The following is a 22,921-nucleotide window of genomic DNA, read 5'->3' on the forward strand; positions in this document are numbered from 1 at the left end:
AGCAGCTCGGACGGGTACGCGACACCCCCGTCCTGAGATAAGTCGACGTCCCCCATAGTTGATCGCACCGTCCAGTGTTGATACTGGGACGATGGAGGGCGAGATCGATGCGGGTGCGCGCCTGCCGGTGCCGGTCACGGTGTTCGGTCCGCTGCACCTGCTGGCGCTCCGCGTCCACCGCCTGGCCGACACCGGCCACGGTCATGAGGCGCTGATCGCGGCCGACGCCTATCTCGCCATCGCCCACGCCGTGGGTGACGACCGCACCGTCCCGTTCCTGGTGCAGGGTCAGATGTATGCCAACCTCCACATGGGACGGCTGACCGAGGCCACCGAGCTCGGCGAGCGGTTGCTCCGGCTGCAGCAGGAGTCCGGCTCGGCGCTCGGCGAGGCCAAGGTCCTCTGCGATCTGGCCCAGGTCGACGTCCTTCGCGGGCGGTATTTCCTGGCCATGCGCAACCTGGCCCGGGCCGCCGTCCTGCTCGATCAGCCCTACACCGATGTCGACCGGCGCATCTCGGCCCTGTGCTCGTTCGCCGAGGCGGCGACGGCCGCCGAGATGTACGAGACCGCGGCCACCACCTACGAGCAGCTCAGCATCGCCCACGCCGGCTTCGGCCTGGTGCACGCGGCCACGCTGCTGCACTGGGGCCTGCGGCTCGGCCACGTCGGCCGGCACGACGAGGGCGCGAACCGGTTGCGGCGCAGCGCCGAGATCACCCGGCGTCAGGTCGAGCAGCGCCCCGACGACATGGTCGCGGGCGCGATGCTGGCCCTGGCCCTGGCCAAGCTGGGCGACGTGGTGCCGGCCGAGAAACTGGCCCGCGAGGCGGTGATGCCGCTGCGCCAGGCCGAGAACTACCGGTACGCCCGGATGGCTCACCTGGCCCTCGGCATCAGCCTGCGCACCCAGGGCGCGCTGGCCGAGGCCCGGACCGAGTTCGTGGCCGCCCGTGAGCTGTGCATGTTCGGTCCGCGCCCCGACGAGAAACCGGTCATCCGGTTCGAGATGGCGCTGACCGCGCTGGCCACCGACGACGGCCAGGCCGGGCGGGACATGTTCGAGGCGGTCGAGGGCCAGACCCGCGAACTCTGGCGGCTCCGCATGCAGCGACTGGCCATGCTGCGCCAGGCCCGCCAGCGCGAGGAGTCCGAGGCCGCCCGGGCCCGGGCCGAGCGCGAGGTGCTGCGGGATCCGCTCACCGGGCTGGACAACCGGCGCCGCTTCGACCTGTTGATGGACCGCATCGACCGCGGGCGGGTCCGGACCCCGCTGGTGCTGCTGCTCGTCGACGTCGACCACTTCAAGGCCATCAACGACGCGTATTCGCACGTCACCGGCGACCGCGCGCTGCGCGAGGTGGCCCGCATCCTGCGCGCCCACTGCCGCGCCGAGGACATCCCGGTCCGTTACGCGGGTGACGAGTTCACCGTCTTTCTCCACGGTGATCTGGCCGTCGGCCGCGAGGTGGCCGAGCGCATCCGAGCCGCCGTGGCCCGCACCGACATCCTCCCCGGCGTCCGGATCACGGTCAGCGTCGGCCTGGCCGTGCTGGCCGAGGGCATGTCCGGCGAGACGCTCTTCCGCGCGGCCGACGATCGTCTCTACGCGGCCAAGTGGAGTGGCCGCAACACCATCGCGTCATAGCGGCTTCACGACGTCGGAGCGGCCGCTGTAGAGGCTGCGCGAGTTGTCCGGGCCGCGTGGCGTGTCCGGGGCGTCGAGCCAGACCACGTACGCCGCTCCGGACTTCAGCCCGCTGATGGTGGCGCTGCCGGTGCATCCACCGGCGGTGGTCACCGTCTTCCACACCGGCTCGGGCTGAGCGCCGCTGACGATCTCCTGCGGCACGGCGGCGACCCGGTAGACGTTGCCGTAGCGGGCCGGCCACTGCACCTTGAGCGAGCGCGCCGCCGGCGTCACGATCATCGGGATCAGGACCCGGCCGATGTCCTGGTTCCAGGCGATGGCGCACTGCTCGCTGGTCGGCAGGAACGACACCGGGGGCAGGGCGGGCGGGAAGGTGCCGGTGCGCTTGGCCACCGTGCTCGGCGTCGCCCGGCCGGGCTCGACGTTCACGTACGCCTCACCGGCCGCCGCCGTGGGGCTCGCGCTGGTCGACGGGCTCGAGCCGTCGCCGCAGGCGCCCAGCAGGAACGGCAGCACCGCGAGGGCCAGTCCTCGGCGCATCTTCCCCCCTTTCCCTCCCGTTCGGCGGAAAGGCGGCGAGGCTTAGTCGGCCGTCGGTAAGGCGGCGAGGCTTGGTCGGCCGTCGGAAAGGTGGCCGGGCCTAGTCGGGCGGCGGGCCGGTGGTGCCCCGGACCACCAGGCGGGGCGGGATCACCACTTCGCGGTGGGCGACCTGCGCGCCGTCGATGCGCTCGACGGCGCGGGCCACGGCCAGCGTCGCCATGGTGTCGATGTCCTGCGCGACGGTGGTCAGGTCGATGTGCCCAAGCCGGCTGAAGCTGCTGTCGTCATAGCCCACCACGCTGATGTCCTCCGGCACCGTCATCCCCTCCCGGCGCAGCACGGTGAGCAGGCCGGTGGCGCTCAGGTCGTTGAACATGGTCACCGCGGTCGGCCGGTGGCGGAGCAGCTCACCAGCCGCCCGGGCTCCGTCGTCCTCGCCGAAACCCCCGGTCACGACCCTTTCGTACGCCTCCAGGCCGTGCCGTCGCATGGCGTCGCGATAGCCCTGGCGCCGTTCCGCCGAGGAGAGCCAGCGGCCGCCGTCGACGTGCGCGATGTCCCGGTGGCCCAGCGCGACCAGGTGGTCGACCGCGAGGTGCAGCCCCCGCCCGTCGTCGGTGCGCACCACGTCGACCTGGCGTTGCCGCACCGTCCGCATCATCGCCACGACCGGCAGCCGCCCGGCCAGCGTGGCCAGCTCGGCCGTCGGGAGCTGCGGGCCCAGCAGCACCAGGGCGGCGCACCGGTCCTGGAGCAGACCCGCGACCGCCGTCCGCTCGTCGCGCCGCGGAGTGACGGCGCTGAGCGTCAGTTCGTAGCCGATCTTCTCCGCCGCGTCGTAGAGACCGGTCAGCAGATCGTCGTGGAACGGGTGCTGCACCCCGAAGACGACGCCGAGCAGCCGGCTCTGCCCGCTGCGCAGGAGCCGGGCCCGGCTGTCCGGCTGGTAGTCGAGGCGCCGGGCCACTTCGAGCACCCGCGCCCGGGTGGCCGCACTGGCTCCGGGGGCGTCGCGCATCACGATCGACACCAGGGCCACCGACACGGAGGCCTCGGCCGCCACGTCGGCCAGTGTCGGCCGTCGTTCTCCCCCGCTCATGTCACCGGAATCTACCTGTGATCACTAGAACGTTCTAGGGTGGCGTGCCCTAGAACGTTCTAGAGTCGAACGGGTGGAGAACCTCACCGCCGGCCGCCGCTGGGCGGCCCTGCTGGCCCTGGCCCTGGGCGGCTTCGGCCTCGGCCTGACCGAGTTCGTGGCCATGGGCCTGCTGCCCGACCTGGCGCAGGACCTGCTGCCCGAGGCGTATGCCCGCTCGGCGCCGGACGCGGTGGCCACGGCGGGCTGGATGATCACGGTTTACGCCCTCGGCGTGGTCGTCGGGGCACCCACGATCGCCGCTCTGACCGCCCGGCTGCCGCGCCGCCGCCTGGTGATTCTTCTGCTCACGCTGTTCGTCACCGGCACGGTCGCCTCGGCTCTGGCCCCGACCTTCGCCCTGGTGCTGACCGGCCGGTTCGTGGCCGCCCTGGCCCACGGCGCCTATTTCGGCGCCGCCGGCCTGCTGGCCGCCTCGATGCTGGGCCCCGGCAGCCAGGGCAAGGGCTTCGCCGTCGTGCTGGGTGGGCTGACCGCCGCCAACGTCTTCGGCGTCCCGTTGATCACCGCGCTGGGTCAGGCGGCCGGCTGGCGCGCGGCCTATCTGGCGGTGGCCGCTGTCTTCGCCTTCACGCTGCTTTTCGTGTTGTTCACCGTGCCCGAGGTGGCCGCCGCCCCGGGCGGCTCGCCCCGCGCCGAGCTGGCCGCCTTCAAGTCCCCGCACGTGTGGCTGGCCGCCGCGGTGGCCGCCGTCGGTTTCGGCGGCTTCTTCGCCGTGAACAGCTACATCGCCCCGGTCACGACCCACGTGACCGGTCTCGCCGAGTCGTGGGTGCCGTGGGTGCTGGCCGTCATGGGCATCGGCATGACGCTCGGCAACGCGGTGGGTGGCTTGACCGCCGACCGCAACCTGCGGCGCAGCATCCTGCTGGGCTTCGTCGCCATGATCAGCACGATCACGCTGTTCGGCATCGTCGCCGCGCACCCGGTCGGCCTCTTCGCCGGCGCGTTCCTGGTCGGCTTCGCCGCCCTCTTCATCGGCCCGGCCCTGCAGGCCCGCCTGATCGCCGTGGCGCCCGGCGCCCAGCTCATGGGGGCCGCGGTCAATCAGTCCGCCTCGAATGTCGCCAACAGCGCCGGGGCCGCCCTGGGCGGCGTCGTGATCGCCGCCGGCTGGGGCTACCTCTCCTCGGTGTGGATCGGCGTGGCCCTCGCCGTCTCCGGCCTCGCCCTCGCTGTCCTCAGCTTCCGCCTGGACCACCATCGCGCTCCGGACGAGGCCGCGCGCCCCGAGCCGGTCACGGTCTGAGCCGGCTCAGCCGGCCCGTCCGAGGCGGTGGCCGGCCATTTCGAGCACGTCGTTGCCGACCGCCACCGGCGTGCGCAGTCCGGACGCATCGCTGAGGGTCAAAGTGCGGCCCGCGAGGTCATAGGTGCCGTGCGCCCGGCGCTTGCGTCCCGCCACCTTCCCCGCGTACGTTCCGTCAGTCTTGATGTCCAGACGAACCGTGCCATCCGCGCTGAGCCAGACACCGACCGGCGCCGAGACCGTCATCTTCGAGGGCCTTCGCCCCGGGGGGCCGGGCTGCTCGGCGGCCTGCCCGCCCATGGCGATCGCGAAGAGGGCGGCCGCGTCCAGAACGGCGGTGTCCACGTGCTTTTGCATGACGGGTCCTTCGGCAGTTCTGCGTCCGCCTCGCGCCCTTCCACCGGTGCAACCCGGTTGCGGTCAGCCCGCCGTGCTGCGCAGCGCCGCCGTGACCGCCGCCATCAGCTTCTCGAGGTATTCCCCGTCCGGTTTGGTCCGCGAGACGGCCAGGCGCCAATACAGCGGGCCCAGGATCAGGTCGACGGCGAGGTCCGGATCGGTGCCCTGGGGCAGCTCGCCCCGGGCCACGGCCTGACCGACCAGCTTCTCGCCGACGGCCTGCTGGTGGGTGCGCAGAGCCTTCTGGAGGGTCTCGGCGATCTGCGGGTTGCGCGCGGCCTCGGCCATCAGGTCCGGGATGATCTGGGACGCGATCCGGTGTTGCAGGGCCCGGCTCACGATCATCATGATCAGCTGGAGGTCGCCGGCGAAGCTGCCGGTGTCGGGCAGCGGGACGCTGCGGCCCGCCACGTCCGACACGATCTCGAGCACCATCTCGAGCTTGTTGCTCCACCGGCGGTAGATCGCCGTCTTGCCGACACCGGCGCGACGGGCCACCGCCTCGATGGAAAGCCGGCCGTAACCCACCTCGGCCAGCTCATACATGACTGCGTCGCGGATCGCCACGGTGATGTCGCTCCGCAGGACGGCCGCTCCGGCAGGTGCTCGCTTTCCTGTCGCCACCCGGTCACTATACGCCAGGACGTAACGGTTGCGTTCCGCCGTTTGGTCGGATAACCTCTCCGGACGTCGATACGAAGCCGTTCCATCGGCAGCGACTTGACATCCTGCTTAAGTGTTCTCGCCTAAGGAACCAGGGCCCAGCACCCCTCACGGGCCGACGAGATCGGAGCACCACCCCATGGCTCAGACGGCGGTTGCCGATTCCGACACCGGGCCATCGCTCACCGAGCTGGCCAGGAGTCACGGCCTGACGAAGGCGGGGCGCCTGCCCCGTCTGCCGGAATACACCCGGCATCTGTGGTCGTACCGTCACTTCATAGCCGCCTTCGCCAACGCGAAGGTGAGTGCCTCGCTGGGCAGCACCAAGCTGGGCGTCGTCTGGCAGCTCCTCACCCCGCTGATCAACGCCGGCGTCTATTACCTGATCTTCGGCGTTCTGATCAACACCAAGCAGGACGTGGACAACTTCATCGCGTACCTCTGCGCCGGTGTCTTCGTTTTCGGCTTCACCCAGTCGGTGGTGCAGGCCGGCTCGCAGTCGATCACCGCCAACATCGCTCTGATCCGGGCGCTGCACTTCCCCCGGGCCAGCCTGCCGATCGCGGTCAGCCTGGTCGAGGTGCGCAACATGATCGCCTCGATGATCGTGCTGGTCGCGATCGTGCTGCTCACCGGCGAGCCGCTCACGGCCCAGTGGCTGCTGCTGATCCCGGCCCTGGTACTCCAGACGATCTTCAACACGGGCCTGGCGCTGTTCGTGTCGCGCCTGATCTCCAAGGTCACCGACATCCGCCAGCTCATCCCCTACATCCTGCGCATCTGGATGTACGGGTCGGCCGTGCTCTACCCGGTCACGTTCTTCGCCGAGCGGATCCACGGCTGGCAGCTCACGCTGGTCGAGTCCAACCCGATGCTGATCTACATCGAGCTGGTCCGGCACGCGCTGATGGAAAACGTCGATCTCGCCCAGCCGGCACCGCTGCTGTGGCTCCAGGCCGCGATCTGGACCGTGCTCGTCGGGTTCGGCGGCTACGTCTACTTCTGGCGCGGAGAGAAGGGTTACGGCCGTGGCTGACCAGCGGCAACCAACCGTCATCGCGGACAACGCGAACATCGTCTACCGCATCTACGGGTCGGTCGCCCCGGGCGCGAACAGCCCGCTGGCCAGCCTCAGGCGGATCGTGACGGGCAAGAAGAGCGCGGCCGTGCGCGAGGTGCACGCGGTCAAGGGCGCCAGCTTCGTCGCCTACCGGGGCGAGGCGATCGGCCTGATCGGCACCAACGGCTCCGGCAAGTCGACGCTGCTCCGGGCGATCGCCGGGCTGCTCCCGGTCGAGCGGGGCGGCGGCATCTACGCGGCCGGCCAGCCGTCCCTCCTCGGGGTGAACGCGGCTCTGATGAACGATCTCTCCGGCGAGCGGAACGTCGAGCTGGGCTGCCTGGCCATGGGCATGTCCCCGGCTGAGGTCAAGGAGCAGGCGCCCGGCATCATCGAGTTCTCCGGCATCAACGACCGGGGCGACTTCAGCTCACTGCCGATGAAGACGTATTCGTCCGGCATGGCGGCCCGGCTGCGGTTCTCGATCGCCGCGGCCAAGAAGCACGACGTCCTGCTGATCGACGAGGCGCTGGCCACCGGTGACGCCAAATTCCGCAAGCGCAGTGAGCAGCGGGTGCGCGACCTGCGCAAGGAGGCCGGCACGGTCTTCCTGGTGAGCCACAGCGAGCAGTCGATCCGGGACACGTGCGAGCGCAGCATCTGGCTCGAGTCCGGTGTCATCCGGGCCGACGGCCCGACCGACGACGTGCTCAAGGAGTACGAGACCTACGTCAACAAGTAGGCAGGTCCCGCACTCCTTCGCCGGAGCTACCGCACCGAGAGGTGCACGTGGTTCGTGTGGTCGCTGGAAGGGTCCCCGTTGCCCCGGGAGTACGCCTTCCAGCCGCTGCTCGGCAGCCAGATGCGCCGGAACCAGATGACGTAGAGCACGCCCAGCCGGCTCGAGTTGCTGATGAAGTAGTTGGCCAGCCGGGTGCCGTAGGCCTTGTCACCACCGGATGCGACCCCGCCGAAGCCCTTCTTCTCGGCCGCGAAGTCGCACGCCTTGCCCTTGGGGTGCTCACCGCTGTTCTGTTCGCGGAAGCAGGCCGCGTACCGGGTGAAGCCATCGGCCCGCGACTGCTCGAGAGCGTGCAGCATGCGCGGGCTGATGCACCCGTTGGTGGTGGGGTCCTCGGCCGTGCACCCCTCGGAGGGCAGTGACCCGTCCGAATTGCGCCGGGCCGGGCTGGCCTTGTCACTCGAACTGGCCTGGCTGTCGGACGGCTCGTCGGCGTCCTCACCGGTCTTGTCCGGACCGCCGGTGTTGGCGGCCTTCAGCGCGGTCTCGGCCTGCAGCTTGCGCTTGGCCATGAGGTTGACCTGCTTCGTCTGGTTGCGCACCTCGGCGTCGATGGCCAGTTTGGCCCGCTGCTGCCCGTCCCGGTTCGCCTTGAGGTCGGCGATCACGGCGTTCTCCTTGACCGCCACGGTCTCGAGCGTCTCGGCCCGGTCGAGGAAGCCACCGGCCGAGTCCGCCGTGAGCAACGCGGTCATCGGGCCGAGCCGGCCGGTCCGGTACGACTTCTGGATGATCTCGTCGATCGCCACCTGCCGCGGAGCCAGTTCGGCGTCGAGCTGCTTGACCTTCGCGGCGAGCTGAGCTTGCCGCTTGCGGGAGAGCTCGAGCGCCTCCTTGGCCTCGACGAAGCCCTTGGAGGCCACCTGGAGCTGCTGGATCAGAGTTTTCGGAGCGCCCTCGCCGTCGTCGCCGTTGTCACCGGGCGCCGCGCCGGCCGGACCGGCCACCGCGACCACGAGGCCGGAGATCGCGACGAGCAGTGCCATCAGGGACGCCAGTCTTCGCCGCACAGAGTTGTGCCGCACATCTGTTCCTTCCGTCGGCCGCCGACCGAGTTAGCTGACGGGTTCGGGACGGAAGTGATCCCTACCGCTTGCGCGGATTCACCCCGGAAAGATTGGTTCCCCGGCTCGCCCGAAGGCGATTAGGCGGCGGCCTCCGGGGGATGGAGACCGCCACCGACCATACCGAACTCATCGACCGATCGACAGTTGTGATACGGACCGCAATTTGTCCACAACCAACGGTCACCGCTATTACGGAATGTGTTGGCACGACTACGAAATTGCCTTTTCACCGGCGCTGAAGCAACGCGAACTCTCGGGTAAACTGGCCGCCGGTTCTGCCACCGTGGCACCGCCCCCGAGGTGCCGGCAGGCCACCGCCCAATCGCCGCGAGGCGAGCCGGGGAACCAGGTCAGTGGGGTGCATCCGCGCAAGCGGTAGGGATCGCTTCCGTCCCGAACCCGTCAGCTAACCCGGTCGGCGGTTTACCGGAAGGAACTGCTTTGACCGTACGACCCCGTCGGTGGCTGACCCTTGCCCTGGCGCCGCTCGTAGCCCTGTCGATCCTGGCCGCTCCCGCTTCCCCGGCGAGCGCCGAGCCTGGTGAGGGCTCGTCGGCCACCCCCGACGAGACGGGCGGCTCCGTCGCCAAGAACGCGACGCTCGACGATGTCATCGAGTCGTCCAACCGGCGTTTCGTCGCCGCCCGGGCCGCTGTGGCGAAATCGACGACCGCGCAGAAGAAGCTGGCCGCTGACATCAAGGTGGCCGAGGGCCGGCGCATCGCGCTGCTGCCCGAGGTCAACGCGATCGCCGCGCAGCAGTACCGCACCGGCCACCTCGGCACAGCCAGCTTCCTGCTCGGCAGCCAGGGCTCGGACGACTTCCTGCACAAGGCGGTCTCCCTCGAGGAGATCAACACCCTGCAGGACCGCAAGCTGGCCGAGCTCAACAAGGCGATCGCGACGGTCAATTCGAAGAAGGCCGCGCTCGACGCCGAGGTCAAGAAGCAGCAGACCAACCTGGTCGCGATGCGCAAGCAGAAAGAGGCCGCCAACAAGGCGCTCTCGCTGGTCGGCGGTCAGAGCCTGACCGAGGGCGTCGTGCTGGCCAAGTCCCCGGTCGCCGCGCCCGCACCACGCGACTCCAACGGCGGCTTCTCGAGCTTGCCCTGCAACGTCGACGACCCGACGACCGGCGGCTGCATCACCGCGCGCACCCTGCACATGTACAAAGAGACAAAGAAGGCCGGCTTCGACAGATTCGTCGGCTGTCACCGCGACGGCGGGCCCTTCGAACATCCCAAGGGCCGGGCGTGCGACTGGTCACTGCAGGACCGGGGCTTCGCGGTCGCGCACAACGCGGACATGAAGACCTACGGCAACAACCTGATGGCCTTCCTCGTGCGCAATGCCGACCGGCTCGGCATCTATTACGTGATCTGGTACAAGCAGATCTGGTTCCCCACGCGCGGGTGGAGCGCTTATCACGGGCCGAGCGCGCACACCGACCACGTGCACGTCTCGATGCTTTAGCCGAGCACAGCTTCAGCCGAGCACAGCGACAGAAAGGGCCCCGGGACGTCATCCCGGGGCCCTTTCTGTCGTACGGGTCCTTACGAAGTGGCTCGCCGCACCGGGGCACGACCGGCCGGCTGGACCGGTGCCGGACCGGCCGGGTGGGCCGCCGGGATCGGCACGGTCACCGGCTTCACCTGGGTGACCTCGACGTCCTTGCCGTGGTGCACGAGCACCAGGCGGGCCGAGCCGCCGCCGTTGCGCAGCGAATAGGTCACCTCGTCGGCGGTCACGTTCACCCGCAACCGCAGCCCCCGCCAGAGCAGCGAGAACTCCAGGTTGTTGATGCGGCTGGGCAGACGCGGCGCGAAGGTCAGCTGACCGTTGAAGTCACGCATGCCACCCAGACCGGCGACCAGCGAGATCCAGGTGCCGGCCAGCGACGCGATGTGCAGGCCGTCCCGCGAGTTCTGGTGCAGGTCGTGCAGGTCCATCAGGGCGGCCTCGCCCAGATAGTCGTGCGCCAGCTCGAGGTGACCCACCTCGGCCGCCAGCACGGCCTGCACACAGGCCGACAGCGACGAGTCCCGGACGGTCCGCGCGTCGTAGTAGGCGAAGTTGCGCGCCTTCTCCTCCGGCGTGAACGCGTCACCGCGGATGTACATCGCCATGACCATGTCGGCCTGCTTGACCACCTGCTTGCGGTACAGGTCGAAATACGGGTAGTTGAGCAGCAGCGGGTAGGCCTCGGGCGGGGTGTTCTCGAAGTCCCACTCCTGGAGCCGGGTGAAGCCCTCGGACTGCTGGTGGACGCCCAGTTCCTTGTCGAACGGGATGTGCACCGAGGCCGCCGCGTCCCGCCAGCTCGCCGTCTCCTCGTCGTCCACGCCCAGCTTGCGGGCCAGGTCGGGGTGACGCTTGGCCGCGTCGGCCGCGGTCAGGAAGTTCTGCTGGGCCAGCAGGTTGGTGTAGATGTTGTCGTTGACCACCGCGGTGTACTCGTCGGGGCCGGTCACCCCGTCGATGTGGAAGCGCCCGTGCCGGTCGTGGTGCCCCAGCGAGCGCCACAGCCGCGCGGTCTCGACCAGCAGCTCGAGGCCGACCTCGCGCTCGAAGTCGTAGTCGCCGGTGGCCTGCACGTAACGGCGGACCGCGTCGGCGATGTCGGCGCCGATGTGGAAGCCCGCCGTGCCGGCCGGCCAGTAGGCCGAGCACTCCTGCCCGCGGATGGTGCGCCACGGGAACGCGGCACCCTGCAGCCCGAGCGTCTGGGCCCGCTCCCGGGCCAGGTCGAGCGTCGAGTGCCGCCAGCGCAGCACGTCCGCCGCCGCGGACGGCTGGGTGTACGTGAGGGCGGGCAGCACGAAGGTCTCGGAGTCCCAGAACGTGTGACCGTCGTAGCCGGGACCGGACAGGCCCTTGGAGCCGATCGGGCGCTGCTCGGCCCGCGCGCCGGCCTGCAGCGTGTGGAAGAGGCCGAAGCGAACCGCCTGCTGCACCTCGGGGTCGCCCTCGACCTTGACGTCGGAGTGGTCCCAGAAGGCGTCCAGGTATTCGCGCTGAGCCTCGACGAGGCCCTCCCAGCCGTCCAGCCGGGCGCTGGCGAGCGCCGCGCCGACCTGGTCGCGCACGGCGGGCAGCGAGCGGTGGCTGGACCAGCCGTACGCGGCCAGCTTGACCACGCGCAACTTCTGCCCCGGCTCGAGCTTGCAGGCCACGGTCGTCCGCAGCCAGTCGGCGTGCCCCTCGGTGGTCACCGCGTGCTTGCCCGGCGTCTCGACGAGGTGCTCCATGGCCGCCGCCATGCGCAGGTCGCTGGCCTTGGTCCGGTGCACCAGCAGACCGCCCGTGCGCTGCTCGAGCATCTCCTCGGCCTGCAGCGGGTGGTCGAGCACGGCCGCGACCCGCGGGTCCTTGCTCGACGTGGGTAGCTGCTCGTTGGCGACCAGCTCGGACTGCAGGATCAGCCGGGCCGAGTCGTCGAGCGGCTCGACCTCGTAGAGGAACGCCACGACCGAGCGCTGGGTGAAGGAGACCAGGCGCACACTGCGCACCCGGATCGCCTGGCCGGACGGGGAGACCCACTCGACGATGCGCTCGAGCGTGCCGGCCCGCAGGTCGAGCACCCGCTCGTGCGACCGCAGCTCGCCGTAACGCACGTCGAAGGGCTCGTCGTCGACCAGCAGCCGCATGAGCTTGGCGTTGGTGACGTTGACCATCGTCTGACCGGACTCGGGGAAGCCGTAACCGGCCTCCGCGTACGGCAGCGGGCGGAGTTCGTAGAACGAGTTCAGATAGGTGCCCGGCAGGCCGTGGGGCTCGCCCTCGTCCAGGTTTCCGCGTATCCCGATGTGACCGTTGGCCAGCGCGAACACGGACTCCGACTGGGCCAGCAGGTCCAGGTCGAGCCGGGTCTCGCGGATGTGCCAGGGGTCGACGGGATAGGCCCGTTCACGGATCACGGTGGTGCCCCTTGAAAATGAGAAAGGAGAAAGTCTTGAAGATATAAACGCTGATACGTGCTCAGCGCGTCAGGAGTTCGGACAGGTCGGTGACCACGATGTCGGCGCCGTTGTCCAGAAGGGCCTGAGTCTGACCCACGCGGTCAACCCCGATCGTGATCCCGAACTTGCCCGCGTGACCCGCGGCCACGCCGGCCAGCGCGTCCTCGTAGACCGCGCAGTTCTCCGGCGCGACGCCGAGCTGCTGGGCGGCGTAGAGGAACGTGTCGGGTGCGGGCTTGCCCGGCAAGTTTTGCTCGCGGGCGGTGATGCCGTCCACGCGTACCTCTATGAGGTCCGCGATACCGGCCGCCTCGAGGACGTCCTTGCAGTTGGCGCTGGCGGACACGACCGCGCGGCGCAGGCCGGCGTCCTTGGCCGCCTTGAGGTAGGCGACCGAGCCGTCGTAGACCTGGACCGCGCCCTCCTGGATCTTCTGGAGGACGAGCAGGTTCTTCCGGTTGCCGATGCCGTTCACGGTCTGCTGGTCGGGACCGTCGTCCGGGGTGCCCTCGGGCAGGGTGATGTGCCGCGAGGCCAGGAAGGTGCGAACGCCATCGGCGCGGGGCCGGCCGTCGACATAGAGGTGGTAGTCGGCGCCGGAGTCGAACGGGACGAACTCTTGCCCGTGCTGCGCCGACCACGCCTCGAGGAACGTGTCGAACGTCTGCTTCCAGGCGGCATTGTGCACAAGGGCGGTCTGGGTGAGCACACCGTCGAGATCGAAGAGGCAAGCGGTCACATGAGGAGGTAGTCCGAGCACGCGCCCAATGTAGTCGCCCCCGGGCACCCATGAGTCCGGAAGGGCGCCTTCACGTTTCGACGACGTGTTAACGCCCTGTTCAAAGTGCTATTTCCGGCCCGTTTCGCCCGGTGCGGCGAGCAAGATCCGCAACCCGATCGTGGTACCGATCGGGCCGGTGGCCACGGTGACCTCGTCGCACAGCTGGTAGGCCAGCCAGATGCCCCGGCCACCCACCTCGAACGCCTCGGGCACCTCGGGCGAGGCCAGGTAGCGCGCCGGGATGCCGGGGCCGGAGTCGGTCACCGTGCACCACGCCGAGTCGTCGGCGAGCCGGAGCAGCAGCCGCCCGTTGCCCCCGGCGTGGAGCACGACGTTGGTGACGACCTCGTTGAGCGCGAGGATGAAGCCGTGCAGGCGGTCCCCGCCGAGCCCCGCCTCGCGGAGCCGGGCCGACGCCTCGTGGCGCACCAGGGTGATGTCGTCGCGGCCGAACCGGCGATCGAGCAGCCGGCCGGAGCCTCTCGACGACGACTCGGCCGAGGCCGCCTCCGCTGCCGGAGCCGGTCGCACACCCTGCTTCACTGTGTCCTCCACCGTGGTGCAGCCTACGCGGTGTGCCACCTCGGTGGCACCACGCGTCCACGATAAGCCCAACGATCGGCTAGAACAGATCGGCGATCGTACGGAAAATTTCCGCGTAGAAATTGCCGTCGATGTCCCGGTACAGGCTGAAATCCTTGTCCGGGCTGCCGAAGAACGGCCGCAGCGTCCACGCCAGCTGGGTGCCGACGAAGCCGAACAGCAGGATCCAGATGTAGAGCAGCGTCATGCTGGGCGGCGTCGGCGGCCCGGCCGGCTGAAGCGGGCGCTGGCGCGGGTGCTGCGACGCGAAACCGGGCGGCGGGATGTGCACGACCGGCGGCTGGACCGGCATCGGGACCGGAGCCGGCCCCGCGGCGGCCGGCGGCGCGGCACCGTTCGCGGTGCCCTCGGCGGGCGCACCGGCGGTGACGAGCTCCTTGGCCGGCTCGGCGGCCGGCGCGACGACGGGAGCAACGGCCGGAGCGAGCAGCCCGTGCTCGTTGAGCACCCGCATGCCGCCGGTCAGGAAGCGCAACCCGACCAGCGCCGACAGCGCCAGGATGACCACGTTGAGCAGCTTGAAGAAGGCGTAGTCAGGCGCGGTGATCAGGAAGAACAGACTGATCGGGGCGAAGGCCAGCGCCAGCATGGCCGTCACGGTCAGCGCCACCATCACCAGCGAGAGCGACTGCCGGATCGACAACCGGGCGCCGAACACCAGGTTGAAGAGGTAGAGCGTCGGCAGACAGATCGTGAGGGTGGCCAGGAACAGCAGCGGCAGCTTGACCGCCGAGGTGAGCGCCATCAGCACGCCGTGGAAGGAGCCGAGCACCGCGCCGTAGACGGCGAGGGCGGCCATCGAGCTGATCATCATCTGGCCGGTGAGCCGGGGCAGGTCGCGATCGTCCACGATCTGCTGCCAGATTCCTTGCCGGTCGCGCAGGATGCGTTCGATAACCAAGAGTCCGGACGCGTTCGCCACGTTCCTACCCCCAAGGTCGGGTCCGTATCGTCGATACGCCATCGCACCGACGTGTGGGCGGAACGGTACGCCATGGGAGCAAGCGGGGAAAGAGCCGCGTGCGAAGCGTCAGCGCCAGCCGACGTCGATCCGATCGCCGCGCTCGTCGAAGAAGTGCAGCGCGTCCATCCGGACGGCCACCGAGAGCGGGTGCCCGGCCGTGACCGGCGGGTACGGCGCCAGCCGTACGCCCAGCTCAGCCGGCCGCCGCTGATGGCGCCCCGGGTCGCTCAGGACGCTTTGGCTCTCGGTCCCGCGTGGCCGGTCGGCCAAGCCGCCGGACCGCCCGGCGAGCCGCTGGAGGGCACCGCCGAACCGCTTGAGCGGCCCGCCCGGAGGCACCTCGTCGTCGCGGACCCGGGCGGCCGGGTCGTCGAGGTGGATCGCGGTCGCGCCGATGTCGAGATACGCCAGCGACTCGTGCCCGTGGTGCTCCAGATAGCGGATGCGGCCGCGCAGGACGTCGCCCGGCACGTCGGGGGCGACCGGGGTGAGCGCCTCGGCCCGCATCCCGACCACGATCCGCTCACCGTGGTAGTGCGACACCGCCCGCGCCCGGATGTCGTTCCAGGGCAGATAGAGCGCCTGCTCGCCGAAGTTGAGCTCGATGTAGCGCTCGAGGTGCACATAGACCGACGCCTCGAGCAGGTTCATCCGCGGGGCGCCGAGGAAGGCGGCCACATAGAGGGTGGCCGGCCGGCCGTACACCTCGGTGGGCGTACCGATGTCCTGCAGCACGCCCTTGCGCATGATCGCCACCCGGTCGGCCATCGTGAGCGCCTCGGCCTGGTCGTGGGTCACATACATGGTGGTGACGCCGAGCTCGCGGGTCAGCCCGGTGATCTCGGCCCGCAGCTCGGCCCGGAGCCCGCTGTCGAGGTTGGAGAGCGGCTCGTCCATCAGGAAGAGGCCGGGGCGGCGCACGATCGCGCGGCCCATCGCCACCCGCTGCCGCTGGCCGCCGGAGAGCTGGCTGGGCTTGCGCCGCAGCACGTCGCCGATGCCGAGCGCGGCCGCCACGTCGCCGACCCGCTCGATGCGGGGGACGGGCTCGATGCCGGAGAGCTTCAGCGGGAAGCCGATGTTGTCGCCGACCGTCATGTGCGGATACAGCGCGAAGTCCTGGAAGACCATGGCGATGCTGCGGTCGCGCGGCGCCAGCTCGAGCACCGGGTCACCGTTGAGCAGGATGTCGCCCTCGCTGGGATCCTCGAGCCCGGCGATCATCCGCAGGATCGTGGACTTTCCGCAGCCCGACGGCCCGAGGAGAACCAGGAACTCACCGTCGTCGACGTCCAGGCTGACGTGGTTGACGGCCACCGTGCCGTCCGGCCACACCTTGGAGACGTCCTTCAGCGAGACGGTCGACACCGCCTACCTCCCCTGCCGGGCAACATCAATGTGATCCCGGTCCCACGATGGCCGGCGATCGGCCTAATTTGACGAGGAGTATCGATGTAACACCATCGGGTGAACGTGCCATTTGCGCAGGGTAACGACGCAGTTACTGCTTTTTATCGAGGAAAACCCGGCGAACTACGCGTTCCGCCGCATGCCCGTCCTCCAGCGAACAGAACCGGGCCCGGAACCCGGCCCGGGCCGCGGCGGCTTCAGCACCGGCGTACGCCCCTCCGGTGAACAGTCCGATCAGCGCCGCGTAGTCGGTGGCGACCGCGCCCGGCGGCTCGGTCAGCAGGTCGAAGTACACGCCGCGGACGTCGCGGTACACGGGCCAGTCCGGCGCGAAGATCACCATCGGCCGGTCCAGCACGGCGAAGTCGAACATGGCCGACGAGTAGTCGGTGACCAGCACGTCGGCCGCGAGGTAAAGCTCCTCGACCACCGGGTGGCCGGAGACGTCGATGGCCGCCCCGCCGACCGGCTCGGCCGGCGTGGTGAAGTAGTGCTCGCGGACCAGCAAAGTCGAGCCCGGGCCGAGTTCCTCGCCGAAGCGCTCGATGTCGAGCACCCGGCGGCCCTCCGGCAGCCACTCGCGGTGCGTCGGCATGTAGAGCACCACGCGCCGGCCGGCCGGGATACCGAGCCGTTCCCGCGCCGCGGCGCGGTCCGCGGCCGTCGCGGTGGCCAGGCGGTCGTTGCGGGGGTAACCGACCTCCAGCGTCTCGTGTGAGCTCGGGTAGGCCGACTCCCACGCGACAGTGGTGAACGGGTTGGCCGTCACGCTGAAGTCCCAGCGGTCGGCGCGACGCATCTGCGCGGCGAAATCGGCGTCCTTCACCCCCGCCGGATGGTCGGCCTGGTCGACGCCCATCTTCTTCAACGGGGTGCCGTGGTGGGTCATGACGTGCGTGGTGCCGCGCCGCTTGACCAGGCGGTTCGGCCAGTTCACGTTGTTGACCAGGTAACGGGCCCGGGCGATGGCCCGGTAGTAGGCGAGCGTGCCCGCCACCACGTGCTCGGTGCCCGGTGGCATCGATTTCGCGTACGGCTCCGCGACCACCCACACCGGACGCAGATGCGGCGCGAGCTCGGCCGCCTTGGCCGCGATGGCCGCCGGGTTGCACGTCACCCCGCGGAACCAGTACGCCCCGTAGAGCGCGAGCGACTGGTCGACCGGCAGCCTCAGCTGCACCCGGTAATAGACCTGGCCCGCGACCTGCCGGGTACGCCGCTTGACCCACTCACCGGCCCGGCCCACCAGCCTCTTGCCCCGGCGGGCCTTCCCGATCGCGAAGTCGAACAGGCGCATCGACCGATAGGAGCCGCGCGCCACCATGCGGTAGCGCACGCCCTCGGCCCCGTCGGGCTGCGGGTAGCCGCCGGGCGGAAGGTGATTTTTGTACATCTCGGACATGCGCCCGAAGAACCGGGCCCTCGACTCGCGGGGCACCCGGGCGTCGTGCCTCAGCACCCGCAGGAAATGCCAGATCATCCGGCGGAAGAGCAGACCGCGCACCTCGTCGGTGGGCGACGCGTACTTGGCGGCCAGCGCGAGCGCGTGCTCCCAGTGGTCGAAGACCTCGAAGTGCCGGTCGCCCACCGTACGGGTGATCGCGCCGGTCCGCCGCTGCCGGTAGTGCACGCAAGTGCGCGGCAGGGTGCTGATCCGCGGCGCGGCCAGCATCACCGGGAAGGAGAACGAGACGTCCTCATACCACCCGGCCTCGAACACGAAGCCCAGGCGCAGCAGGAACTCCCGCCGGACGACCTTGTTCCAGGCGACGTGCAGGATGTTGAGGACCGGGGGCCACTGCTCGACCGAGAAGACGTCCGGCGCCGCGGCCAGCGACTTACGGGCCGTCCCGGCCTGCACCCGGCCGTCCCAGTGCACCCTGTCCCAGCCGACGATGAGCAGGTCGGCATCGGTCTCGCGCAGGCGCTCGGCCGCCGCGGCCAGGGTGCCCTCGGTGAGCCAGTCGTCGGAGTCCACGAACCAGACGTACTCGCCGGTGGCGTGCTCGAGGCCGAGGTTGCGGGCCCGTCCCAGGCCGAGGTTCTCGGGGGCGGTCACCACCCGTACGCGGGGGTCGCGCGCGGCGTACTCGGCCAGGATGGCCCCGCTGTAGTCGGGCGAGCGGTCGTCGACCGCGACGATCTCGAAGTCGGTGAACGACTGGCTGAGCATCGAGTCGAGGCATTGCCGCAGGTAGCCCTGCACCTTGTAAACCGGAAGGACGATGCTGAGGAAGGTCACGGTCGGGGGCCACCTGTCCGCCAGTCGGCGATCGTGTTGACGAGGAACATGCCGCCGACCAGCGCCGCCAGCACCACCATGCCGCCGGTCGAGAAGCCGGCCAATGCGGCCGCGGTCAGCAGCACGACCCGGCCGTCCCAGCCGAGCGGGTCCCCGGTGGCCCGCCCGGCCGGTGTGCCCTTCTCCATCCGGGCCACCAGGTCGTAGTGGTGCAGGGTCAGCATGAAGATCAGCAGGTAGACCACCGGTGTCGGCACCGAGCCGGACAGACCGACGGCCACCACGAAGAGGTACTCGGCCGCGCGCAGGGCGGCCGGGATCAGCCAATCGAGCGGGCCGCCGTGCCGGGCCCGGGCCGGCAGCCCGGCGCCGAGGACGACCAGCGCCAGCACGATCAGGGACACCGTGGCCGGCGGCTCGATCCAGCCGGCGAGCAGCGCCACGACCAGCGCCAGGGCCGCGACAGCGGCCGTCGCGGCGAAGGCGAGCGGGGCCGGCAGCGTGGCCCGCCCGATCAGCTCACGAACCAGCAGACCGTCGTCGCGGAAACGGGCGGTGTCCACCTTGTCGAGCACGCCGACCCGCATGCTGAGCGCCCGCAAAGATCGCAACCCCAGCGTGTACGCCAGGGCGAAGAGACCGCAGACAACCGCGCCGGCCAGCGCGATCCGCCCGTTGGAGAAGATCGCCAGCACCGAGAGCAGCGCCCAGCGCTCGCCGATCGGGAAGACGACGATCCGCTTCAACCAGTAGGCCGCCGAGCCCGTGTCGCCCTGCACCCGGGTCGACGCCGCACTCAGCCGGGCGCCGACCCCACCGGCCGCCTGCGGGCGCGGGTGGGCGGTGGCCTCGTCGTGCAGCGCGCCGTACCAGGCGTCGGTCATGTGGCGCACGGTCTGCAGGACGATCGCGGTGATCGCGAGCGGCCAGGCGTACGGCAGTCCGACGCGCTCGGCCCCGGCGGCCAGCCCGGCATACGCCGCGTACTCCTTCGCCCGGTCGGCCATCGTGTCGAGCCAGCCGCCGAAGGCCCCGAACCGCCGCGTGTAGCGGGCCAGCTGCCCGTCCACGCAGTCGAGCACGAAGCCCAGGTAGAGCAGGATGCCGCCGGCGATCATGGCCGGCCGCGAGGCCTGCCAGAACGCGAGCGCGGCGGCGACCGCGAACAGCACTGAGATCGCGGTGACGCCGCTCGGGGTCAGCCGTAGCCGCGCCGAGGCCTTGGTGACGAGCGGCGACCAGGTGCTGACGGCGTACGTCGTGAAGAAGTCGTCCTTCTCCTTCACCGCCATGCGCAGGCGCGCCTTGTCCTCGTCGACCGCGGCCACCTCGGCCCGGGCCCGGGTCAGCTCGGCGGCGTCGTGCACCAGCTCGGCCCGCAGCAGGCGCACCGGCGTGGCCACCGGCACCAGACCGGCCTCGAGCAGCGCCGGCAGCGGGTCGTCCCGATCGGCCACCTTGACCAGCAGCGGAACGTCGGCCGGGGCCACCCAGATCGCGCCGCCGTAACGCACGGTGCCCGGTCCGCCGAGCGCCGGCAGCACCTTGCCGCGGTCGTCGCGCAGATCGCCGGCGGGGTCGGGGACGACCAGCGCGGTGCTGCGACCGGCCGGCTCGGTGGCCAGCATCCACAGCAGGCTGGGATGGGCGACCAGGTTGCCCGCGCAGACCAGGACGGCCTGGTGCGACTGCTGAGCTCGCTCGGCCACCTCACGCAGGGCGGACGGCCCGGACTCGACCGTGCTCGCCCCGGCTGCGCGCAGGGCCGCCGACAGGTCCTCGGCGAGCCGGGCGGTGGCGGCCGGGTCGAGGGCGTCACCGGCCGGGGTCAGGACGGCCAGCGTCACCGGGAAGTCACTGCCTGCCTCCTAGGGCGCCATCACAGTCCACCGTGCGCATTCACGCCGGGAGGCCGGAAATCGGCACTCAGGTTAACAGCGGACAGCGCGGGGGTACGGGTCACCCTTACGGGAGCCGAGCCACCGTTCTCCACCTGGGGACCGAGGGCGGACGGTCACCGCGCCCATACCGTTGATGAGGAGCCGGCGGACAGCCGGACCTCTCAGATAAGGAGTGAAGTGACCGTGACTCGCCGTCTCGCTCGCCCCCGGGACGACCGCTGGATCGCCGGTGTCTGTTCCGGCCTGGCCCGTCGCTTCGGCGTCTCGCCCGGCATCATGCGCCTGATCTTCGTGATCTCCTGCCTGCTTCCCGGCCCGCAGTTCATCATCTATCTCGTCCTCTGGGCGCTGCTGCCCAACGAGTGACGACCGCTCCGTTGAACTGCCGAGCCCGCTGAACTGCCGAGCGTCGTCCCCGCCCCCGGGCCGGCGCTCGGCGCGCGCGTCTACGGTTTGTCGAAGGTGACCGTGACCGTGGAATAGCCCAGCCGCGTGAACAGGCTCTCGAGCATGCGCTCGGTGTTCTGCCGGGCGCGCTCGTCCAGCCCGCTCGAGCGGGCGGCCTCGGTGATCCGCTGCTGAGCCAGCGCATAGACCTGCTGCTGTTTGCCTGGATCGCTGCGGAAGGCGTCGCCGATGCGGTTGAAGAGCCCCCGCTCCTCGGCCACGACGTAGCTCTTCTGCATGTCGAGCGCGGCGGTCGACTGCTGCGGCGGCGGCAGGGTGATCGTTACCGTCTTGTTGTCCTCGTCGACCTGGAGCGCGCCCTCGGCCAGCGAGCCGAACTCGACATATTGCTCGACGGTGCCCGAGCCGACGAAGAGCGTGCGCCGGTTGACCAGGAAGTCGGGGATGTTCTCCTTGCTCTCCTGCAGGTCGACGATGACCTGGAAGGTGCCGTCGGCCGCCACGTATCGGCTGAGGTCGCGCATCGACTGCAGCAGCACGGGCTGACTGCGGTCAGTGGTCTTGTCGGCGAACGGGTTGTCGAAGCTGGGCAGCACGTTGACCGCGCGGAGGCCGAGGCACGCCGCGACCATCAGCGCGAACACGAAGAACGTGAAGATCAGCAGGCGGGCGAAGCCGCTGACCCTGGTCGGCGAGGGCTGCTCGGGCCCGGACGCGGGCGGCTGGGCCGGCGCGGTCGCGGGCGGCTCCGGCGGCAGGGCCGGATATTCACGCGTCGGCTCGGCTACGCCGTCGCGCGCGGAGACATCGGTGGAGACATCGTCCGGTGACTGGGCCATGGCATCACCGTACGAGGAGGGTGCGACATTTGCAGCCGACCCTCAGGCGAAGGCGTTCAATCCGGTCAATTTCTGGCCGATCACCAACTGGTGGATCTCGGAAGTGCCCTCGTACGTGAGCACGCTCTCCAGATTGTTCGCATGGCGCATAACGGGATATTCCCCACTGATCCCGTTACCGCCGAGGATCGTCCGGCAGGTGCGGGCGATCGCGATCGCCTCGCGCACGTTGTTGAGCTTGCCCACGCTGACCTGCTCGGGCCGCAGCGCCCCGGCCGAGTCACGCAGCCGGCCCAGATGCAACGCCAGCAGGAAGCCCTTCTGCAACTCGAGCGTCATGTCGGCCAGCTTGGCCTGAGTCAGCTGGAAACCGCCGATCGGCCGGCCGAACTGCTCCCGGGTCGTCGCGTAGTCGATCGCCACCCGCAGGCAGTCACGGGCCGCCCCCATCGAACCCCAGATGATGCCGAACCGCGCCTCGGTCAGGCAGGACAGCGGCGCCTTGAGGCCGCGCGCCTCGGGCAGCCGGGCACTGTCGGGCAGCCGGACGTCATCGAGCGTGATCTCGCCGGTGCTGGACGCCCGCAGCGACATCTTCTTCTTGATCTCGCGGGCGGCGAAACCGGGGGTGTCGGTCGGCACGGCGAAGCCGTACACACCCTCCTCGGCTCGCGCCCAGATCACCGCGACGTCGGCCAGCGGGGCATTGGTGATCCACATCTTGCCGCCGTCGAGCACCCAGTCGTCGCCGTCGCGCCGGGCCCGCGTGCTCATGTTGGCCGGGTCGGAGCCGTGGTCGGGCTCGGTCAGCCCGAAGCAGCCGATCAGCTCGCCGGCCGCCATGCCGGGCAGCCAGCGCTGTTTCTGCTCCTCCGAGCCGTACTTCCAGATCGCGTACATCGCCAGCGAGCCCTGCACGCTGACCAGCGACCGGACGCCCGAGTCGGCGGCCTCGAGCTCCATGCAGGCCACGCCGTAGGAGACGGCGGACGCGCCGGCACAGCCGTAGCCGGTCAGATGCATGCCGAGCAGGCCGAGCTTGCCGAACTCGAGGGCCAGCTCGCGCACCGGGACGTTGCCGTTCTCGTACCAGTCGGCGACGTGCGGGCGGACCCGATCGTCGGCGACCCGGCGCACGACCGCGCGGATGTCGCGCTCCTCGTCGGTCAAAAGCGTGTCGAGGTCGAGAAGATCCAGCGGAGCCACCATGGACCTCAACCT

Annotated in this window: 20 protein-coding genes and 2 riboswitches; of the genes, 6 read left to right on the forward strand and 14 right to left on the reverse strand. The window is 70.2% G+C overall.

The window, feature by feature from the left end; genetic code table 11:
* The first annotated feature begins 91 nt into the window (after positions 1–91).
* Positions 92–1,648 carry a GGDEF domain-containing protein gene (locus NAG42_RS07595; protein WP_250029066.1) on the forward strand — a complete coding sequence of 519 codons (1,557 nt, stop codon included), beginning with the start codon at positions 92–94 and terminating at the stop codon, positions 1,646–1,648.
* Here NAG42_RS07595 and NAG42_RS07600 read toward each other — a convergent pair.
* A complete protein-coding gene (locus NAG42_RS07600; RefSeq protein WP_250029068.1) occupies positions 1,643–2,191 on the reverse strand; it encodes a hypothetical protein in 549 nt (182 codons plus the stop codon). The two genes, NAG42_RS07595 and NAG42_RS07600, sit on opposite strands and share 6 nt — an antisense overlap.
* Before the next feature lie 100 nt (positions 2,192–2,291).
* On the reverse strand, positions 2,292–3,293 hold the full coding sequence (locus tag NAG42_RS07605; RefSeq protein WP_250029070.1) for a LacI family DNA-binding transcriptional regulator: 1,002 nt from the start codon (positions 3,291–3,293) through the stop codon (positions 2,292–2,294).
* A gap of 73 nt (positions 3,294–3,366) precedes the next feature.
* Between NAG42_RS07605 and NAG42_RS07610 the strand changes: the two genes are divergently transcribed.
* A complete protein-coding gene (locus NAG42_RS07610; RefSeq protein ID WP_250029072.1) occupies positions 3,367–4,602 on the forward strand; it encodes an MFS transporter in 1,236 nt (411 codons plus the stop codon).
* A gap of 6 nt (positions 4,603–4,608) precedes the next feature.
* Here the strand turns inward: NAG42_RS07610 and NAG42_RS07615 are convergent, their stop codons facing one another.
* Together NAG42_RS07615 and NAG42_RS07620 are read right to left on the reverse strand one after the other, a co-directional pair.
* Positions 4,609–4,959, reverse strand: a complete 351-nt coding sequence (locus NAG42_RS07615) for an Atu4866 domain-containing protein (RefSeq protein WP_250029074.1) — start codon at positions 4,957–4,959, stop codon at positions 4,609–4,611.
* 63 nt (positions 4,960–5,022) lie between these two features.
* Complete coding sequence (locus NAG42_RS07620; protein ID WP_250029076.1) at positions 5,023–5,625, reverse strand: TetR/AcrR family transcriptional regulator; 603 nt, start codon at positions 5,623–5,625, stop codon at positions 5,023–5,025.
* A 178-nt stretch (positions 5,626–5,803) separates the two neighbouring features.
* Here NAG42_RS07620 and NAG42_RS07625 point away from each other — a divergent pair, with 178 nt between their 5' ends.
* Together NAG42_RS07625 and NAG42_RS07630 are read left to right on the forward strand one after the other, a co-directional pair.
* Entirely contained in the window at positions 5,804–6,700 is an 897-nt protein-coding gene (locus NAG42_RS07625; RefSeq protein WP_250029078.1) for an ABC transporter permease, read from the forward strand.
* Entirely contained in the window at positions 6,693–7,466 is a 774-nt protein-coding gene (locus tag NAG42_RS07630) for an ABC transporter ATP-binding protein (RefSeq protein ID WP_250029079.1), read from the forward strand. The genes NAG42_RS07625 and NAG42_RS07630 overlap by 8 nt, the downstream gene beginning before the upstream one ends.
* A 26-nt stretch (positions 7,467–7,492) precedes the next feature.
* Here NAG42_RS07630 and NAG42_RS07635 read toward each other — a convergent pair whose 3' ends face one another.
* Complete coding sequence (locus NAG42_RS07635) at positions 7,493–8,512, reverse strand: coiled-coil domain-containing protein (protein ID WP_250029081.1); 1,020 nt, start codon at positions 8,510–8,512, stop codon at positions 7,493–7,495.
* Between the two features lie 42 nt (positions 8,513–8,554).
* A riboswitch (cyclic di-AMP (ydaO/yuaA leader) is annotated at positions 8,555–8,687 on the reverse strand.
* Positions 8,688–8,898: 211 nt separating this feature from the next.
* A riboswitch (cyclic di-AMP (ydaO/yuaA leader) is annotated at positions 8,899–9,031 on the forward strand.
* A 3-nt stretch (positions 9,032–9,034) separates the two neighbouring features.
* Between NAG42_RS07635 and NAG42_RS07640 the strand changes: the two genes are divergently transcribed.
* The gene (locus tag NAG42_RS07640; protein WP_250029083.1) at positions 9,035–10,066 is read left to right on the forward strand and encodes a coiled-coil domain-containing protein; all 1,032 of its coding nucleotides are present in this window, start codon (positions 9,035–9,037) and stop codon (positions 10,064–10,066) included.
* Between the two features lie 80 nt (positions 10,067–10,146).
* Here NAG42_RS07640 and NAG42_RS07645 read toward each other — a convergent pair whose 3' ends face one another.
* The 7 genes from NAG42_RS07645 to NAG42_RS07675 form a co-directional block, all read right to left on the reverse strand.
* Positions 10,147–12,510 carry a glycoside hydrolase family 65 protein gene (locus NAG42_RS07645; protein ID WP_250029085.1) on the reverse strand — a complete coding sequence of 788 codons (2,364 nt, stop codon included), beginning with the start codon at positions 12,508–12,510 and terminating at the stop codon, positions 10,147–10,149.
* Positions 12,511–12,571: 61 nt separating this feature from the next.
* Positions 12,572–13,312: an HAD family hydrolase gene (locus NAG42_RS07650; protein WP_250029087.1), complete on the reverse strand. Its 741-nt coding sequence runs from the start codon at positions 13,310–13,312 to the stop codon at positions 12,572–12,574.
* A gap of 87 nt (positions 13,313–13,399) precedes the next feature.
* Positions 13,400–13,888, reverse strand: a complete 489-nt coding sequence (locus tag NAG42_RS07655) for an ATP-binding protein (RefSeq protein WP_250029089.1) — start codon at positions 13,886–13,888, stop codon at positions 13,400–13,402.
* Between the two features lie 67 nt (positions 13,889–13,955).
* The gene (locus NAG42_RS07660) at positions 13,956–14,858 is read right to left on the reverse strand and encodes a hypothetical protein (protein ID WP_250029091.1); all 903 of its coding nucleotides are present in this window, start codon (positions 14,856–14,858) and stop codon (positions 13,956–13,958) included.
* 108 nt (positions 14,859–14,966) lie between these two features.
* Positions 14,967–16,268, reverse strand: a complete 1,302-nt coding sequence (locus NAG42_RS07665; protein ID WP_250029093.1) for an ABC transporter ATP-binding protein — start codon at positions 16,266–16,268, stop codon at positions 14,967–14,969.
* Between the two features lie 133 nt (positions 16,269–16,401).
* Positions 16,402–18,552, reverse strand: coding sequence for a bifunctional glycosyltransferase/CDP-glycerol:glycerophosphate glycerophosphotransferase (locus NAG42_RS07670; protein ID WP_250029095.1), 2,151 nt, complete (start codon positions 18,550–18,552; stop codon positions 16,402–16,404).
* Positions 18,549–20,399 carry a DUF5941 domain-containing protein gene (locus tag NAG42_RS07675; RefSeq protein WP_250029096.1) on the reverse strand — a complete coding sequence of 617 codons (1,851 nt, stop codon included), beginning with the start codon at positions 20,397–20,399 and terminating at the stop codon, positions 18,549–18,551. The genes NAG42_RS07670 and NAG42_RS07675 overlap by 4 nt, the downstream gene beginning before the upstream one ends.
* A 237-nt stretch (positions 20,400–20,636) precedes the next feature.
* Here NAG42_RS07675 and NAG42_RS07680 point away from each other — a divergent pair, with 237 nt between their 5' ends.
* Positions 20,637–20,819 (forward strand): PspC domain-containing protein, encoded by a 183-nt coding sequence (locus NAG42_RS07680; protein WP_438872373.1) that lies wholly within the window; start codon positions 20,637–20,639, stop codon positions 20,817–20,819.
* Positions 20,820–20,899: 80 nt separating this feature from the next.
* On the opposite strand, the gene NAG42_RS07685 is transcribed toward NAG42_RS07680, so the two are convergent.
* Together NAG42_RS07685 and NAG42_RS07690 are read right to left on the reverse strand one after the other, a co-directional pair.
* Positions 20,900–21,700 (reverse strand): DUF4230 domain-containing protein, encoded by an 801-nt coding sequence (locus NAG42_RS07685; protein WP_250029100.1) that lies wholly within the window; start codon positions 21,698–21,700, stop codon positions 20,900–20,902.
* 42 nt (positions 21,701–21,742) lie between these two features.
* Positions 21,743–22,906, reverse strand: coding sequence for an acyl-CoA dehydrogenase family protein (locus NAG42_RS07690; protein ID WP_250029335.1), 1,164 nt, complete (start codon positions 22,904–22,906; stop codon positions 21,743–21,745).
* Positions 22,907–22,921 lie beyond the last annotated feature (15 nt).

The sequence above is a fragment of the Paractinoplanes maris genome (assembly GCF_023544465.1).
GTDB lineage: Bacteria > Actinomycetota > Actinomycetes > Mycobacteriales > Micromonosporaceae > Actinoplanes > Actinoplanes maris.